We start from the raw sequence: 14,552 nt of genomic DNA on the forward strand, positions 1-14,552 counted from the left end.
CCTTTTCGCTGGACCGACCTGAGAGACGGCTATGATGACGCCCGACGAGATTCGAGAGCGCCTTCGAGCGGTGGAGGACCCGCATCTGGGCGACGATATCGTCTCCCTGGGGCTGGTCCGAGAGATAGCTGTCGACGACGAAGCCGAGACGGTGCAGGTAACACTCGGGCTCGGTGCACCGTATTCGCCGACTGAAACGTCGATAGCGGGCCGCGTTCGAGACAAGATTGACGGGACAGGTTACGATATCGACCTCACGGCGACAGTCGACAGGGGTGTCGACCCCGAAGAGACAGTACTCCCGAACGTCAAGAATATCATCGCCGTCGCATCGGGGAAAGGCGGTGTCGGCAAAAGTACCGTTGCGGCGAACCTCGCGGCCGGGCTCGCAGACCTCGGAGCACGTGTTGGCCTGTTCGACGCCGACGTGTACGGCCCGAACGTCCCACAGATGATGGGTACCGACGACCAGCCACAGATCACCGAAGACGAAACGATGCTCCCTCCAGTCGCTCACGGTGTCGAAATCATGAGCATGGAGTTCCTGCTCGACGAGAGCGCCCCCGCAATCTGGCGAGGTCCAATGGTGCACAAGGTACTCACCCAGCTCTGGGAGGATGTCGACTGGGGGCGTGGCGGCCACCTCGACTACATGGTCGTCGACCTGCCGCCGGGGACCGGCGACACCCAGCTGACGATGCTCCAGAGCATTCCAGTCTCCGGAGCGGTCATCGTGACGACGCCACAATCAGTCGCCCTCGACGACGCACAGCGAGGGATGGAGATGTTCGGTGAGCACGAGACTCCCGTCCTCGGCATCGTCGAGAACATGTCTACCTTCGTCTGTCCCGACTGTGGCGGCCGCCACGACATCTTTGGCTCCGGCGGCGGCGAAACGTTCGCCGAGGAGACCGACATGCCCTTCCTCGGGTCGATTCCGCTCGACCCGGCAGTCCGCACGAGCGAGAACCCGGTCGTCCTCGGTAACGACGAGACCGCCAGCGCAGTCACCGAGTTCGTCGAGACAACCGTCGACATGCAAGGCGTCGTCCACCGTCGGCGAGAGTCCTCCCAGTGACGGGACGAAACGAAATCGTTTTCGTCCGCCCCCACCCAGCACCGACAACGAGTTACTTCCATGCGATACCTATCATTTCGACAACAGAGGTGTGAGGCAGGTGTCGGATAACCGACTGCTCGTCCCCGTCGCCACCTCGTCGACGGTCCGCCAGACCGTCGAGTACGCCGTCAGAACGGCACTCGATGGCGAGGGTGACGGGTACGTCCGATTCGTCTACGTTCACTCTCCAGAAGTGTCAGACGATAGACTAGACGACCAGAGGGAGTCAGATGTCGAGACAATCAGTGAGTTACTCGACCGCATCACCGTCTGGGCCGAGGAAGACGCCGGCGACCACGCCGGAGAGTTGACCGTCGAGACCGACCAAATCGGGGCTAATAGGTATCTCTTCAGTCCCAGCGACGTTGGAGCTGCGCTGGCCGAGACAGCGGCAGAGAACGACATCGGCCGGGTCGTCCTCGACCCTGAATACGACCCCGGCGTCGGGTCGCCGTTGCTCCGGCCGCTGGAAGTCGAGTTGACGCGGCTGACCGAGATTCCAGTCGAAGAGGCGCCGGTCCAGCGGCAGGTTCGGCGCCGCCCGCTCGTCTTACGGTCGTCGCCGCTGCAGGCCGGCACGCTGGTGTTCGTCTCGTTCGTCTTCTATCAGATTCTGGGCGGCACGTTCGACGCTTTCGACCTCGTGACCGGTGCAGTGTCGGCGACAATCGTCGGCGTGAGTCTCGCCCGTATCACATTCAACCACGACCCGTCAATCGCCTGGCTGGGTCGACTGCTCCGGATGGTCATCTACGTGCCGTACCTGTTCGTCGAGATCATCAAGGCAAACGTTCAGGTCGCGGCCGTGATACTCGACCCCCGGCTCCCGATAGACCCGCGTCTCACGCAGGTGAACGCAGCGGTCTGGGGCAGTGTTCCCGTGACGACGCTGGCAAACAGCATCACGCTCACGCCCGGCACACTCACCGTCCGGGTCGAGGGACGGACGCTGACGGTCCACACGCTCGTGGCCGGCCCACGAGAGGGGTTGTTCGACGGCGGCCTCGAACGGGCAGTCCGGTTCGTCTTCTACGGCCGGAGTGCGATGAACATGCCAACCCCCCGAGAGCGAGGCGATACCGAAGTGCTTCAACAACCTGAAGACGCCGACACACCGACCGAGGAAGCCGTCGAGGCCGACGGAGGTGACCAGCAGTGATACCAGATTCGGGTGACCTCGTGACCGACGTGTTCCTGATTGCAGCGGCGCTGTTCATGCTGCTCGCGGTCGCGATGTTCTATCGTGCAGTCAAAGGGCCGACGACCCAGGACCGGGTGCTCGCAGTGAACGTGCTCGGAACCAACACCGTGGTCATCCTCGCGTTACTGGGTGCGGCACTGGGTGAGCCATCGTTGCTGGATATCGCACTCGTCTATGCGCTGTTGAACTTCCTGATGTCGGTCGCCATCTCGAAGTTCACCGTCGAACAGGGGGGTGTCCTCTGATGGTCGACGTCCAGAGCGTGGCCGTGATAGTGCTTGTCGGCCTCGGCCTGTTTTTTACGTTTGTCTCGACGGCGGGCGTGTTGCGCCTGCCGGACGTCTACTCCCGGGCACACACCGCCTCACAGGCGGATACCCTGGGTGCCGGCTTTACACTCGCGGCCGTCGCGCTCGCGCTCGGCCTCGAAACGGGTTCGTACAAAACGGTATTGCTGTTGTTTTTCATCTTCGTCACGAATCCGACGGCCGCACACGCCATTTCGCGTGCCGCCGAAGAAGACGGTATCGAGCCGTGGACGACAGACGACGACCGAACCGACGAGGAGCTTTACCGTGATTCCAAGGTCGAAACCGACGGAGGTGAGAACGAATGATATCCGCGTTCGAGGCAGTACTGTTCGCGTTCGTCCTGACGACAGCAGTCGCGACGGCGCTCTTGCGAGACATCCTCGCAGTTATCGTGGTCTTTGCCGCATACAGCCTGGGGATGGCGCTGTTCTATGCCTTCCTGCTCGCTCCAGACGTGGCGATGACAGAGGCCGCAATCGGTGCCGGTGTGACGACGCTGTTGTTGTTGCTCGCGCTGGTCAAAACGAGCCGCCCGGACCTAGAGACCCGCTTCGAGCGCCCCAACGTGTCGGCGCTGGTCGTCTTCGGAGCGTTGTTCCTCGTGCTGGCGTCGACGCTGAGCGAGTTCCCCGCCGTCGGGTCCGCCGAGGCACCCATCTGGGACAATCCGGCGGTGACACAGTACTACATCGAGAACGCCTACGCCGACACCCACGTCGAAAACGCGGTGACGGCCGTCCTGGCCGGCTACCGTGGGTTCGATACCTTCGGCGAGGCCGTCGTCGTCTTCGCCGCCGGTATCGCCACACTCACCGTCCTCCACCGGGAGGTGTTCACCCGTGAGTAGCGCCGACGGGGGTCCGCTTGGTGACGCTGGCTCGACGTACATCGAGAGTCAGATAATTATGGTGACAGTGCGCGTCATCGCGCCATTTGCCTTTACCTACGGGCTCTTTCTGATGTTTCATGGCTCGGGCTCGCCGGGCGGCAGTTTCCAGGGCGGCGCTATCATTGGCGCGACAGTGCTGATGATTGCGTTTGCTTTCGGCATCGAGCCAACGCGGGACTGGATACGTAACCGAACTGTCGTCGCGCTGGCCGCGGGCGGTGTCACTGCCTTCGCGCTGGTCGGCCTCGTCCCGATACTACTCGGTGGAAACTTCCTCGAGTACGAACGCTACAAGACGGAACTTGGCATCGAGGCCAAGTACGGACTCGAAGCCATCGAAATCGCCGGTGTCGCCCCTATCGTCGCCGGCGTCATCGTGGGGCTGTTCTTCCTGCTCGCCGCTGGAGCGATGCAGGTCTCGGTCTCAGAGGAGGTGTCGAGCGATGAGTAGGCTCGTCTCGGCAACGGCGGGGGTCACGGGAACGCCGCTCGTGACTGATATCCTGACCAACCAGTACACGTATCTGCTCTTTGCCCTGTTGCTCGTAATTGGACTGTACATGGTCGTCGCCAGCTCGAACCTCGTCAAGAAGATTATCGGGCTAAACCTGTTCCAGTCGGCCATCTTCCTGTTTTTCGTCTCGACAGCCTACCTCGGGGAATCGGGCGGCGAAAGCGGGCAGGCGCCGATTATCCCGAAGAAGGCGGTGGCCTACGACCCGTACGCCAGCCCGCTCCCGCAGGTCATCGTGCTGACGGCCATCGTCGTCGGCGTGGCCCTGACTGCGGTGGGGCTCGCGCTGGTAATCCGCATCTACGGCGAGTACGGCACACTCGACGAGGAGACGCTCAGGGAGGTGCGTGCAGATGACTGAAGAGCTGCTTCCCGTTCTGCTGATTGTGGTCCCGATTCTCGGGGCGACGCTCCCGCTCGTGCTCGGGTTGTTCCGGGAACGGGTCGGCTGGGCGGTCGCGGCCGGCACGCTGTCGGTCGAGGCCGCAGTAGCGACCTGGCTGGGATACGCCGTCTACATCGGTGACCAACGGGTCGTCCACGTCCTCGGAGGCGAAACCTTCGGGCGCAAGGAGGTAACAGTCGGCGAGTTCGACACAGAAGGGTTCATCGTCGGCATCGAGTTGGTCGCCGACGCGCTCTCCGGGCTGCTCGTGGTTCTGGTGGCGCTGGTGGCACTCGCGGTACTCGCGTACGCTCGGCGCGCAGGCCCACGCCGGAACGCCTTTTACAGCGCGTATCTGCTGTTGACCGGCGGGCTGATGGGGCTCGTGTTGACTGGCGACCTGTTCAATCTGTTCGTCTTCCTCGAAATCGTCGGGCTGATGACCTACGCGCTGGTCGCGAGCGACCGCTCCGGGGCGTCGGCGGTCGCGGCGCTGAAATACCTCATCATCGGGACCACAGGGGCGTCGATGTACCTCGTCGGTGTCGGGTACCTGTTCGTCCGGACGGGGACGCTCAATATGGTCGATGTCTCGCGCGTGCTCGCGGGCGAGCCAGCGTGGGTCGAGAACGCGCTGTACAGCGAGCCACTGGTCGTCGCAAGCTTCGGCTTCATCGCCGTCGGTCTGGCGACGAAGGCGGCGATTTTCCCGCTACACACCTGGCAGCCGGACGCGTACTCCGAGTCACCGGACTCGGTGACGGTGCTCATCTCGGCGCTCGTCTCGACGACAGCAGCGTACGCGCTGGCTCGCATCACCTGGGTCGTCTTCTCACCGGACTTTTTCGCGGCCAACCCCAGGACTGTCGAACTCTTGTTGGCCATCGCGGCAGTCAGCGTCGTCGCCGGGAGCCTGCTCGCAGCGATGCAACGCCGGGTCAAGCGGGTGTTCGCCTACTCCTCGGTGGCACAGTTCGGCCTCATCGTGATGGCTGTCGGCACCGCGGTCCATCCCGCGGCGGGTGACCAGGCGACGCAGTTTGCGGTCTACGGCGTCGTCGTCCACCTCATCGGCCACGCAGTCATCAAGGGCGGGCTGTTCGCGGCCATCGGCGCATTGAATTCAAGTGCCGGCGCGCGATACGTTCGTGAGTACGCCGGCCTCGCAAAGCAGCGCCCGTTCCTGTCGGGGAGTCTCGCAGTCCTCGGGTTCAGTCTCATCGGTGTGCCGCCTGCTGTCGGTTTCGTCGGCAAGTGGTACATCGGACTCGCAGCCGTCGAGGCCGAGCTGTGGCCGCTGGTGTTCGTCGTCTTCGCGAGTACGCTGTTGACGCTGCTGTACGTCGCACGGTTGTTGGAGAAGCTGTATTTCACGCCGCTCGCGGCGGAGACAGACACCGAACCCAGACCGGCGGTCGCCGCCGACGGTGGCGGCTCGGTCTCTTATGGAATGGTCGCGCTGGCTGTGCTCGCGGCCGTCCTGGCCGTCGGGCTCGGATTCGCGGGGGCTGAGTTGACAGACGCGGTGCAGCCACTCGTCGAAGCAATCCAGGAGTCGTCGCCGGAGGTTCATCCATGACAGAAGCAGCCGTCACTGACATCCGGCCGCTGGCTGCCGTCCTCGTCTCGGCAGTCACGGTCGTCTTGATTCTCGCGTCGCATCGTTACCCGAACGTCCGTGAGTCGTGGTCGGTACTCGCGGCCCTGACCAAGTTCGGCATCATCGCGAGCATGGTCCCAGGTGTACTCGACGGGACCGAGTACCAGGCCTCGCTCGGCGAGTTCGTTTTCGACATCGAGTTCTCGCTTCGGGCCGACGCGCTGGGGATGGTCTTCGCGCTGCTTGCCAGCTTCCTGTGGATTTTCACGGCCTTTTACGCTGCGGGTTATATGCGCGGGCTCTCGGAACACAACCAGACCCGATTTTTCGCCGCCTTCGCGGCCAGCCTCTCGACGGCCGTCGGCGTCGCATTCGCCGAGAACCTCCTGACGATTTTCGTCTTTTACGAGCTTCTCTCGGTCGCCACCTACCCCCTCGTCGCCCACGACGAGACCGAAGAGGCGCGGACCGCCGGCCGGAAGTACCTCGCCTACACCTTCTTTGGCGGCGGCCTGCTCGTACTGGCGGGCACTGCCCTGGTGTTCGCGATGGCCGGGACGACGGAGTTCGGCCAGACGGCCGCCGACCTCGCGGATGCGAACACGGCGCTTGCGCGGGCGGCCTTCGGTCTGCTCGCGGCTGGCTTCGGCGTCAAGGCCGCACTGATGCCGGCTCACTCCTGGCTGCCCGACGCGATGGTCGCGCCGACGCCGGTCTCCGGGCTGCTTCACGCCGTGGCCGTCGTCAAAAGCGGCGTCTTCGGCATCGCCCGACTCGTCCTCGAAGTGTACAACCCTGAACTCGTGGGCGAACTCGGTGTCGGCATCGTGCTGGCTATCGTCGCCGCAGTGACCCTGACCGTCGCGAGTATCATCGCGCTCCGGGCCGACCGGCTCAAGCGCCGGCTGGCGTACTCGACGATCAGCCAGCTCTCGTATATCGTGCTCGGGCTCGGGCTCGCTGGACCGGCCGCCGTCGCCGGTGCCGGGCTGGAGAACGTCATCCGGGGCGGCCTGCTCCACATCCCGGCACACGCGTTCATGAAGCTCACCCTGTTTTTCTGTGCCGGTATCATCCACGTCGAGACCCACACCGACTACATCAGCGAGATGGACGGTATCGGGAAACGGATGCCGCTGACGATGGCCGCCTTCGCCGTTGCGGCCGCCGGGATGGCAGGCATCCCGCTGGTTGCCGGCTTCGTCAGCAAGTGGTTCATCCTCATCGGCGCTGTCGAGGCCAGCCAGTCCGTGTTCGCGGTCGTCTTACTCATCTCCGGCGTGCTCAACATCGCGTACTTCTGGCCTATCGTCTACGGGGCCTTCTTCGAGTCCCACGACAGCGCCGATTCGAAGCCTCTTGTCGAGGGACCGTTTGGCGGCCACCTCGCTGACGGCGAGCCAGTTCCCGACGGCGGTGACGAGACCGCTCACGAGGAAGGTCACCACGGCGGTCCGGGGCCGGGCGGCTGGGACCGTGTCGGCTGGACCGGCGGTGAGGGGTCGTGGCTGATGCTCGGCCCGATTCTCGCCATCGCCACCGGCGCGGTCGTCCTCGGCGTCGTTCCCTTCGAGGCGGTCTTCCTCGACCTCATCGAGAGTGTCGTCCAGGGGGTGGCTGCCTGATGTTGTACGAACTCGCGCCGCCGTTTGCGCTCGTGTTGGTCGCCGCGGTGCTGGCGGCCGTGTTGCCACGGACGCCCGGTCACGCCGTCGGGGTGCTTGCTACCGGTGCGGTCGCGGCCCTCTCCTGGATTGTTCCGGAGGGGACCTACATCGATGTCGACCTGTTCGGTGTCTTCGACGCCGTCGTCTACAACGTCGACCCGTTCTCCAGGCTGATGGGCCTCATCTTCGGTTTCATCGGCGCGGCGGCGGTCCTCTACTCGTATGCCAGCGACGCGGACGGGAGCCAGACCGCGATTGCCCTCTCCTATGTCGGGACCAGCCTCGGCGCAGTTTATGCCGGGGACTGGCTGACGCTGATTTTCTTCTGGGAGCTGATGGCGGTCACCAGCACGCTGCTCGTCTGGTACTACGGCGGGCGTGCGGTCCGCTCTGGCTTCCGGTATGCCGTCTTGCACGGCATCGGCGGCAGCCTCTTTCTCGCCGCTATCGTCTGGCACTACGCCGAGGTCGGGACCGTCGCGTTCACCGGCGGCGGCATCACCGCTGGTGTCCCTGCAGCGCTCGCGGCCATCGGTATCGGAGTCAACGTCGGCTTCGTCGGCCTGCACGCCTGGCTACCCGACACCTACCCGAGCCCACACTTCGCGGCGAGTGTCTTCCTCTGTGTGTTCACCACGAAGACCGGTGTCTACGGGATGTACCGCGCGTTCCCCGACGGCCACCTCTGGATTGCCTACATGGGCGGCGCGATGGCTGTCTTCGGCGCGTTCGCAGCACTACTCCAGTCGGATATGCGCCGGCTGCTCTCCTATCACATCCAGTCACAGGTCGGCTACATGGTCGCTGGCGTGGGGCTTGGTGGGGCGGCCATCGGCCACGGCGGCAAATACTACCACGAACTGGCGACCGCCGGCGCGTTCGGCCACGTATTCAACCACATCCTCTACAAGGGACTGCTCTTTATGACCGTCGGCGTCATCATCTACCGCACAGGCAAAGAGAGTCTCGACCACATCGGCGGCCTCGGGCGACACATGCCCCTGACGGCAATCACCTTCGCCGTCGCCGCACTCTCTATCGCCGGGTTCCCCGGCTTCAACGGCTTCGTCTCGAAGGGGATGATTATCGGTGCCGCAGACAAGAAACACCTCGAAGCACTCTGGTACCTGCTACTTATCGGCGGTGTCGGAACCTTCCTCTCGTTTATCAAACTGGGCTATTTCGCCTTCCTCGAAGGTGAGTACAGCGGGACGGTCGAGGACGCAAATATCGGCCAGAGCATCGCGATGGTATCGGTGGCGGGCCTGTGTGTCCTCTTTGGCCTCGTGCCGGGCCTGCTGTTCGACATCCTCCCGGTGAGTGCCGAGGCCTACGAGTACACCACGTACACCACCGGTCACGTCGCCGAGGGTCTCGTTCTCGCCTTGCTCGGACTGGTCGGGTTCGCAATCCTGCGCGGCCCGCTCCATCACGTCGGCAGAGTGCCCGACATCGACGCGGTCTACAACCGCGGGTTCTTTTATGGCGGCCGAGTTCTGGTCGTCGGCGTAACGGAACTGTACGCGCTCCTCGACCGCGGCGCTGTTCGTTTCGTCAGCGCCACGTACTGGGTCGGTGCCAACCCGACACTCGCCGTGCTTCGAGTCTCCCGGCTCCTGCCACAGTCGTTCCAGCCAGCTTGGACCGAGGAGCAGCCACAGACCGACGGCGGCGCACCCTCCCGGCTGTATATCCGCGCCGGTATCGGGACCTCTATCCTGTTGTTGGCGTCGGTCCTGACTGTCGTGCTGGTCGTCGTGCTCTGAGTTGGCACGGCTCCGATGAAATGCGCATAGGTATGTAAGCGACCGACGTGTCAAGCGACGCTATGGTCTCTGACACGGAGAAATGCTGTCCGAGGTGTGGTCACACAGAAACAGAGGTCGGCGAGATTTCGACGACCGGCGGCGGCCTCTCGAAGATGTTCGACATCCAGACCAACTCGTTCAAGGTCGTCTCGTGTCTGAACTGTGGCTACTCCGAACTCTATCGGGATACGACGAGCGGCACGAGCGATATCGTCGATGTCTTTCTCGGATGACGGGCGCGCCCGTTTTCGCATTCGCCTTGCTCATCGGGCTCGGCGCTCCGCTCCTGTTGTACCTGTTCGTCCGGAGTGAACACGACAAAGGCGAGACGATGGACCGAGAGGCCACAGAACAGGCCGCCCGGCGCGATACGCGCAGTCGGGAGTAATCCCCCAGTCCGCGGAGACGGGTCCGCACAGCGCCCGCGCGGACCAAAAGCTGTTTCGCCGTTCCGACCGCAGAGGTAATCAATGGGAAACGCAGACTTGCGTGATATCGCTGTTCTGGGCGAGGTATCGTTCGGCGATATCGGCGATTCGGTCATCGCCGTGGACGCACACAACTGGCTGTATCGCTACCTGACCACGACGGTCAAGTGGACCAGCGACGAGAAATACACCACGAGCGACGGGACCGAGGTGGCAAACCTCGTCGGTGCCGTCCAGGGACTCCCGAAGTTCTTCGAACACGACCTGACGCCGGTGTTCGTCTTCGACGGCGCAGTAACCGACCTCAAAGCCGAGGAGGTCAAAGAGCGCCGCGAACAACGCGAACAATACGAGAAAGCGCTCGAGGAGGCCCGCGAGGAAGGCGACCAACTCGCAGTCGCCCGCCTCGAATCTCGAACCCAGCGCCTCACGGACACTATCATAGAGACGACGAGGGGACTGCTCGACCGCCTCGACGTACCCGTTGTCGACGCCCCCGCCGAGGGTGAGGCCCAGTGTGCCCACATGGCGCGTCGTGGGACCGTCGACTACGCCGGGACCGAGGACTACGACGCGTTGCTCTTTGGCGCACCCTACACCCTTCGACAGCTCACCAGCAGCGGCGACCCGGAGCTGATGGACCTGGAGGCAACACTCGACGAGCGCGACCTGACCTGGGAGCAACTCGTCGACGTTGCGCTCCTCTGTGGGACCGACTTCAACGACGGCATCACGGGAATCGGGCCGAAGACAGCCGTCTCGCTCGTCACCGAACACGGCGACCTCTTCGGTGCGCTTCAGACGCGAGACGAGCACATCGACAACGCCGACCGCCTGCGGTCGCTGTTTCTCGATCCCGCCGTCGAAGACGTGACCGTCGACACGACAATCGACCCGGACGTGGAAGCCGCCCGCGAGTACGTCACCGAGACGTGGGAGGTCGACGCCGGCGAAGTCGAGCGCGGCTTCGAGCGTATCGAGCAGTCACTCGTCCAGACCGGCCTCGGAGACTGGGCCTGAGGTCGGAACCGCGACCGCGAGCAAGAGAACTGTCGCAACGAACACCGCCGTCGAGATGTCGTACGAGAGCGACCCCGGCTGGTACGCGAGCGTCGACCCGGTGAGGACACCGACAACTGCGCCCACGAGCGGGAGCGTACAGCTCACGCAAGCGAACAACCCCAGCAGGCCGGCCACCGCGCCGCGGGCGGTCGCTGCAACCGCGCGGTAGACGCCGTAGGCAAGGGCCAGATAGCCGACGACCTCGAACGGAATGAGTGCTGTCTGGACCGGTGGGAAAGATGCAAGCAACACGGGTCCCCAGCCGGGGGGTGCGACTTCGACGGCAACGTCGGTCGTCTCTGCACCGAGGGTGACGAGGCCACCAAGCACGGCGAGAACAGAGAAGTACCCAACCCCGACGGCGAGGGCGGTCCACTGTCGTGACGGTGCCTGTCCGCGGTACCGGAGATAGAGAACGAACCAGACCGAAAGCGCCGTCCAGATGAGGGGGACGACCGCGCGACTCGGGTCTATCGCCGTTCCGGTGACAGCGACGTGCCCGACAATGAGGGCGGTTCCGACGGCGAGCACTGCCAGCCCAACAAGAGCAGGCGGCGCTGTCACCAGCCTGAGCGCGCGGTCGACACCGGGATTCTGTGTGACAGTGCTCATAGAGACGTGTCCTTACGTGCCCGCGACCTGTTTGCTGTTGGTTTTCGGCAACAGGAGCAAGCCGACGAACATGGCCACGAGCAAGAGGCCGGCGACCGGGAAGTACACCGACAGTGGTAGCTCGAAGCCGAGCATGCCGAGGACGGTCCGCCCCTCGACGACGAAGACGATACCAAAGGCAAGCGCGACGAGCAGTCCGGCGGGACTGGGGCGGTTCATGCCACCACCCCCACAAACGGACTGACAGCGAACTCATAGGCCGTGCCGACGAGCGTTCCGGCCGAGCCGAAGAAGCCGTTGGCCGAGACGATAGAGGCGAGTGGCAGGGCGTAGGTCAGCAGTATCAGGACCAGTGCGATAGCGGTCCACAGGCGGAGATTCTCCAGCACGATCGGTGCGTTCTCCGGCCCTGAGAGTGCTTCGGGAATCACGCCGTTGTCCGGTGCAGGGTTGCTCGCGACATCGAACCACGAGAGGAACAGGTGTGCCATGAACAACAGCAGTGACACCGTCAGTATCACGCTGCCAAGCGCAATCTGGAAGTGAAGCTCGCTAATCGAGCCGAGTGCGGTGTCGAAGGTAACACCGTCGTAGAACGGTTCGGCGGTCCGGCGTGGCTCACCGGCGAGCCCGATGCGATGCATCGCGTTCCCCATGAAGACCATACCGAGGAACCAGAGGAGAACCTGCACGAGGCCGAGGCGCTGGCTGAAGACCCCGTTACCGGTAATCTGTGGCAGGAACCAGTAGGTCGAGGCCATGAACGTGAGCGCCACGGCGGTACCGACGGTGAGGTGGAAGTGACCGGGCACCCAGAGGGTGTTGTGAATGACGTAGTTCAGGTTCATGCCCGCGTTGACCATTCCGGAGAAGCCAGCGGCCGCGAACATCAGGCCCGCCAGCGCCATCCCGGTAAAGGCTGGCTTATTCCACGGGAGCGAACGCAGCCAGCCGAGACGGCCCGTGCCGCCGCGCTGTCTCGCGCCGTGTTCCATGCTGGCGACGACGGTGAAGGCGGTCAACAGACTGGGTAACAGCAGGAACATCGTGTTCGTCATCGCGACGAACTTGAACCCTTCCGCGATACCGGGGTCGACGTACTGGTGGTGAATCCCGGTCGGCACCGACAACAAGAGGAACAACACGAAGACGATACGCGCGAGCGGGTCACTGAACAGCCGACCGCCGGCCAGCTTCGGCAAGATGACATACCACATCATGTACGCCGGCATCAGCCAGAAGTAGACGACCGGGTGACCGAAGAACCAGAACAGCGTCCGCGTCAGCAGCGAGTTGACACTGTCGACGAGACCGAGCGACCACGGCAAGATGAAAAACAGAATTGCGGCGGCGACGCCGATAGTGGCGAGATACCACATGAGCATCGTCGTCATCACCATGAACGCGCGCAGGGGCGTCCGCTCACCGGGGTGTTCTTTCTTCCAGGCCCACCACGAGCGGAACCAGTCGACACCGGCGAGCCACGTGCCGATGACGAAGGTGACGAGGCCGATGTAGAAGATAGGGTGAGCTTCGAGCGGCGCATAGAACGTATAGAGCACGTCGGCTTCGAGGTTCGTCGCGTCAGTGAAGCCACCGAGGATAGCAGCCGCAGCCATCACGGTGCCGGCCACCATCAGGAAATACCACAGCTTCGTGAACCGGATGTCCTCGGCTGACCTATCGAGGCTGTCCGTGACTGCCCACTGGAAGAAGCCAACAAGGAAGTAAATAGTAAACAGAAGCACCATCGAGACGCCGTGTAGCGTCAGGACGGTGTAATACGTCGAGTCCTGCACAATCTGGAGGAAGCCAGTCCGGTGCAGCCCCTGAATCAGCCCCATGATACCGCCCAGGAACAGAGCGAGAAACGAGCTGGCGAGGGCGGCCCGGACAATCCACGCCTCTTCCGGATACCTATCGACGAAGAGGTTCATGAGTCAACACCTCCCCACTCGTCTTCGGGAACAACCGAGAGGTTGCCGGCCATCTCGTGATGGAGACTGCCGCAGTATTCGTGGCAGACGAACCCATACTCGCCGGGCTCGTCGAATTCGGCCGTTATCTCAGAGACTTGCCCGGGAATAATCATGGTGTTGAGATTCGAGTCGACCAACTTGAATCCGTGTGTAACGTCGCTTGCCGTCATGTAGAACGTCACCGTACTTCCGGCGGGTATCTCGATTTCACTGGGGATGAACGACGGGTGGACTGCAATCATGTTCACCTCGTAATGCGATTCGTTCACCTTGTGGACGCCAGTGTCACCGAACCGTTCGTGGCTACCGAGGTTATCGGGGTCGACAGTTCCACCGCTGTCGTCGACCATCTCGACACCGACGCCGACAGCGCCGTAGGTAATCGTGCCGATGAAGCCGACGATGAGCAGGAGCGATGCTGCGAACCAGATTGTCTCGTATCTGTGTATCTCCATAGTTACATCACCGTGGGGCCCTCTCCGAGGAACTCGACGAAGTACATGAAGACCCACAGGAGCGCAATGATAACGAAATAAATCCCGATCAGCGTCAGCGTCCCGTAGGGATCGTACTCGTCGTGTCCGATCTCTGTCTCAATCTCCCCGTCCCATGCGTCCGCGGAGGCGCTTTCAGTTCCCGAATCCATAGTCTGTCGTGTGGGTTAGAACATCTTAAATTAGTATCCCCGACCTGTTTCCCACACGCTGGGAATAGCGGTGTTTTTTTAGACTCACGCTGTCATAGAGTACAGCTACCAATGGCACTCTCACCACGACGTGTCGGTTTGCTGTCACTGTTGGCACTGGTTCCAGTCGGCATCTTCCTGGTTGGTTCGGTGAAGCTTGCGCCTCTCGCCGCTGGGCTCACTGCACTGAACGTCGTCCTCATCACCACGTCGCTGTATCACCTCTTTGGCGATGCGCCGACTGACCTCGGTAAGGACAGCCTGCCGGTCTGATGGCCGTCGCCAGCGGGA

19 protein-coding genes are annotated in these 14,552 nt (G+C 63.1%); 14 read left to right on the forward strand and 5 right to left on the reverse strand.

Features of this window, described 5'->3' with window-relative positions; translation table 11 throughout:
• Positions 1-34: 34 nt before the first annotated feature.
• The 13 genes from BLR34_RS04620 (at position 35) to fen (ending at position 10,943) form a co-directional block, all read left to right on the forward strand.
• Positions 35-1,078 (forward strand): Mrp/NBP35 family ATP-binding protein, encoded by a 1,044-nt coding sequence (locus BLR34_RS04620; RefSeq protein ID WP_092700001.1) that lies wholly within the window; start codon positions 35-37, stop codon positions 1,076-1,078.
• A gap of 100 nt (positions 1,079-1,178) precedes the next feature.
• Positions 1,179-2,279 (forward strand): monovalent cation/H+ antiporter subunit E, encoded by a 1,101-nt coding sequence (locus BLR34_RS04625; protein ID WP_092699914.1) that lies wholly within the window; start codon positions 1,179-1,181, stop codon positions 2,277-2,279.
• Between the two features lie 56 nt (positions 2,280-2,335).
• Positions 2,336-2,566 (forward strand): cation:proton antiporter, encoded by a 231-nt coding sequence (locus BLR34_RS04630; RefSeq protein WP_218120844.1) that lies wholly within the window; start codon positions 2,336-2,338, stop codon positions 2,564-2,566.
• Entirely contained in the window at positions 2,566-2,937 is a 372-nt protein-coding gene (gene mnhG, locus BLR34_RS04635) for a monovalent cation/H(+) antiporter subunit G (RefSeq protein WP_092699918.1), read from the forward strand. Before BLR34_RS04630 ends, mnhG begins: the two co-directional genes overlap by 1 nt.
• Positions 2,934-3,479 (forward strand): DUF4040 domain-containing protein, encoded by a 546-nt coding sequence (locus BLR34_RS04640; RefSeq protein ID WP_092699920.1) that lies wholly within the window; start codon positions 2,934-2,936, stop codon positions 3,477-3,479. Before mnhG ends, BLR34_RS04640 begins: the two co-directional genes overlap by 4 nt.
• Positions 3,472-3,972 carry an MnhB domain-containing protein gene (locus tag BLR34_RS04645; RefSeq protein WP_092699923.1) on the forward strand — a complete coding sequence of 167 codons (501 nt, stop codon included), beginning with the start codon at positions 3,472-3,474 and terminating at the stop codon, positions 3,970-3,972. Before BLR34_RS04640 ends, BLR34_RS04645 begins: the two co-directional genes overlap by 8 nt.
• Entirely contained in the window at positions 3,965-4,396 is a 432-nt protein-coding gene (locus BLR34_RS04650) for a cation:proton antiporter subunit C (RefSeq protein ID WP_218120842.1), read from the forward strand. The genes BLR34_RS04645 and BLR34_RS04650 overlap by 8 nt, the downstream gene beginning before the upstream one ends.
• Positions 4,389-5,999 carry a proton-conducting transporter transmembrane domain-containing protein gene (locus tag BLR34_RS04655; protein ID WP_092699925.1) on the forward strand — a complete coding sequence of 537 codons (1,611 nt, stop codon included), beginning with the start codon at positions 4,389-4,391 and terminating at the stop codon, positions 5,997-5,999. Before BLR34_RS04650 ends, BLR34_RS04655 begins: the two co-directional genes overlap by 8 nt.
• On the forward strand, positions 5,996-7,645 hold the full coding sequence (locus BLR34_RS04660) for a proton-conducting transporter transmembrane domain-containing protein (RefSeq protein ID WP_092699927.1): 1,650 nt from the start codon (positions 5,996-5,998) through the stop codon (positions 7,643-7,645). The genes BLR34_RS04655 and BLR34_RS04660 overlap by 4 nt, the downstream gene beginning before the upstream one ends.
• Positions 7,645-9,453 carry a Na(+)/H(+) antiporter subunit D gene (locus tag BLR34_RS04665; RefSeq protein WP_092699929.1) on the forward strand — a complete coding sequence of 603 codons (1,809 nt, stop codon included), beginning with the start codon at positions 7,645-7,647 and terminating at the stop codon, positions 9,451-9,453. Before BLR34_RS04660 ends, BLR34_RS04665 begins: the two co-directional genes overlap by 1 nt.
• 62 nt (positions 9,454-9,515) lie before the next feature.
• Positions 9,516-9,728, forward strand: a complete 213-nt coding sequence (locus tag BLR34_RS04670) for a zinc ribbon domain-containing protein (protein WP_092699931.1) — start codon at positions 9,516-9,518, stop codon at positions 9,726-9,728.
• Positions 9,725-9,883, forward strand: coding sequence for a DUF8143 family protein (locus BLR34_RS16875; protein WP_176765237.1), 159 nt, complete (start codon positions 9,725-9,727; stop codon positions 9,881-9,883). Before BLR34_RS04670 ends, BLR34_RS16875 begins: the two co-directional genes overlap by 4 nt.
• Before the next feature lie 82 nt (positions 9,884-9,965).
• Positions 9,966-10,943 carry a flap endonuclease-1 gene (gene fen / locus BLR34_RS04675; protein WP_092699934.1) on the forward strand — a complete coding sequence of 326 codons (978 nt, stop codon included), beginning with the start codon at positions 9,966-9,968 and terminating at the stop codon, positions 10,941-10,943.
• On the opposite strand, the gene BLR34_RS04680 is transcribed toward fen, so the two are convergent.
• The 5 genes from BLR34_RS04680 to BLR34_RS04700 are packed head-to-tail and all read right to left on the reverse strand — an operon-like array spanning position 10,908 to position 14,222.
• Entirely contained in the window at positions 10,908-11,597 is a 690-nt protein-coding gene (locus BLR34_RS04680; protein WP_092699936.1) for a DUF7546 family protein, read from the reverse strand. The two genes, fen and BLR34_RS04680, sit on opposite strands and share 36 nt — an antisense overlap.
• Before the next feature lie 12 nt (positions 11,598-11,609).
• Positions 11,610-11,816, reverse strand: a complete 207-nt coding sequence (locus BLR34_RS04685; RefSeq protein WP_092699939.1) for a hypothetical protein — start codon at positions 11,814-11,816, stop codon at positions 11,610-11,612.
• On the reverse strand, positions 11,813-13,534 hold the full coding sequence (locus BLR34_RS04690) for a b(o/a)3-type cytochrome-c oxidase subunit 1 (RefSeq protein ID WP_092699942.1): 1,722 nt from the start codon (positions 13,532-13,534) through the stop codon (positions 11,813-11,815). Before BLR34_RS04690 ends, BLR34_RS04685 begins: the two co-directional genes overlap by 4 nt.
• Positions 13,531-14,031: a cytochrome c oxidase subunit II gene (locus BLR34_RS04695; protein WP_092699944.1), complete on the reverse strand. Its 501-nt coding sequence runs from the start codon at positions 14,029-14,031 to the stop codon at positions 13,531-13,533. Before BLR34_RS04695 ends, BLR34_RS04690 begins: the two co-directional genes overlap by 4 nt.
• Before the next feature lie 2 nt (positions 14,032-14,033).
• Positions 14,034-14,222: a hypothetical protein gene (locus BLR34_RS04700; protein ID WP_092699946.1), complete on the reverse strand. Its 189-nt coding sequence runs from the start codon at positions 14,220-14,222 to the stop codon at positions 14,034-14,036.
• A 111-nt stretch (positions 14,223-14,333) separates the two neighbouring features.
• Here BLR34_RS04700 and BLR34_RS04705 point away from each other — a divergent pair, with 111 nt between their 5' ends.
• Complete coding sequence (locus BLR34_RS04705; protein ID WP_092699948.1) at positions 14,334-14,534, forward strand: DUF8131 family protein; 201 nt, start codon at positions 14,334-14,336, stop codon at positions 14,532-14,534.
• The last annotated feature ends 18 nt before the right edge of the window (positions 14,535-14,552 follow it).

Source organism: Halovenus aranensis (assembly GCF_900100385.1).
In the GTDB taxonomy this organism is placed as follows: Archaea; Halobacteriota; Halobacteria; order Halobacteriales; family Haloarculaceae; genus Halovenus; species Halovenus aranensis.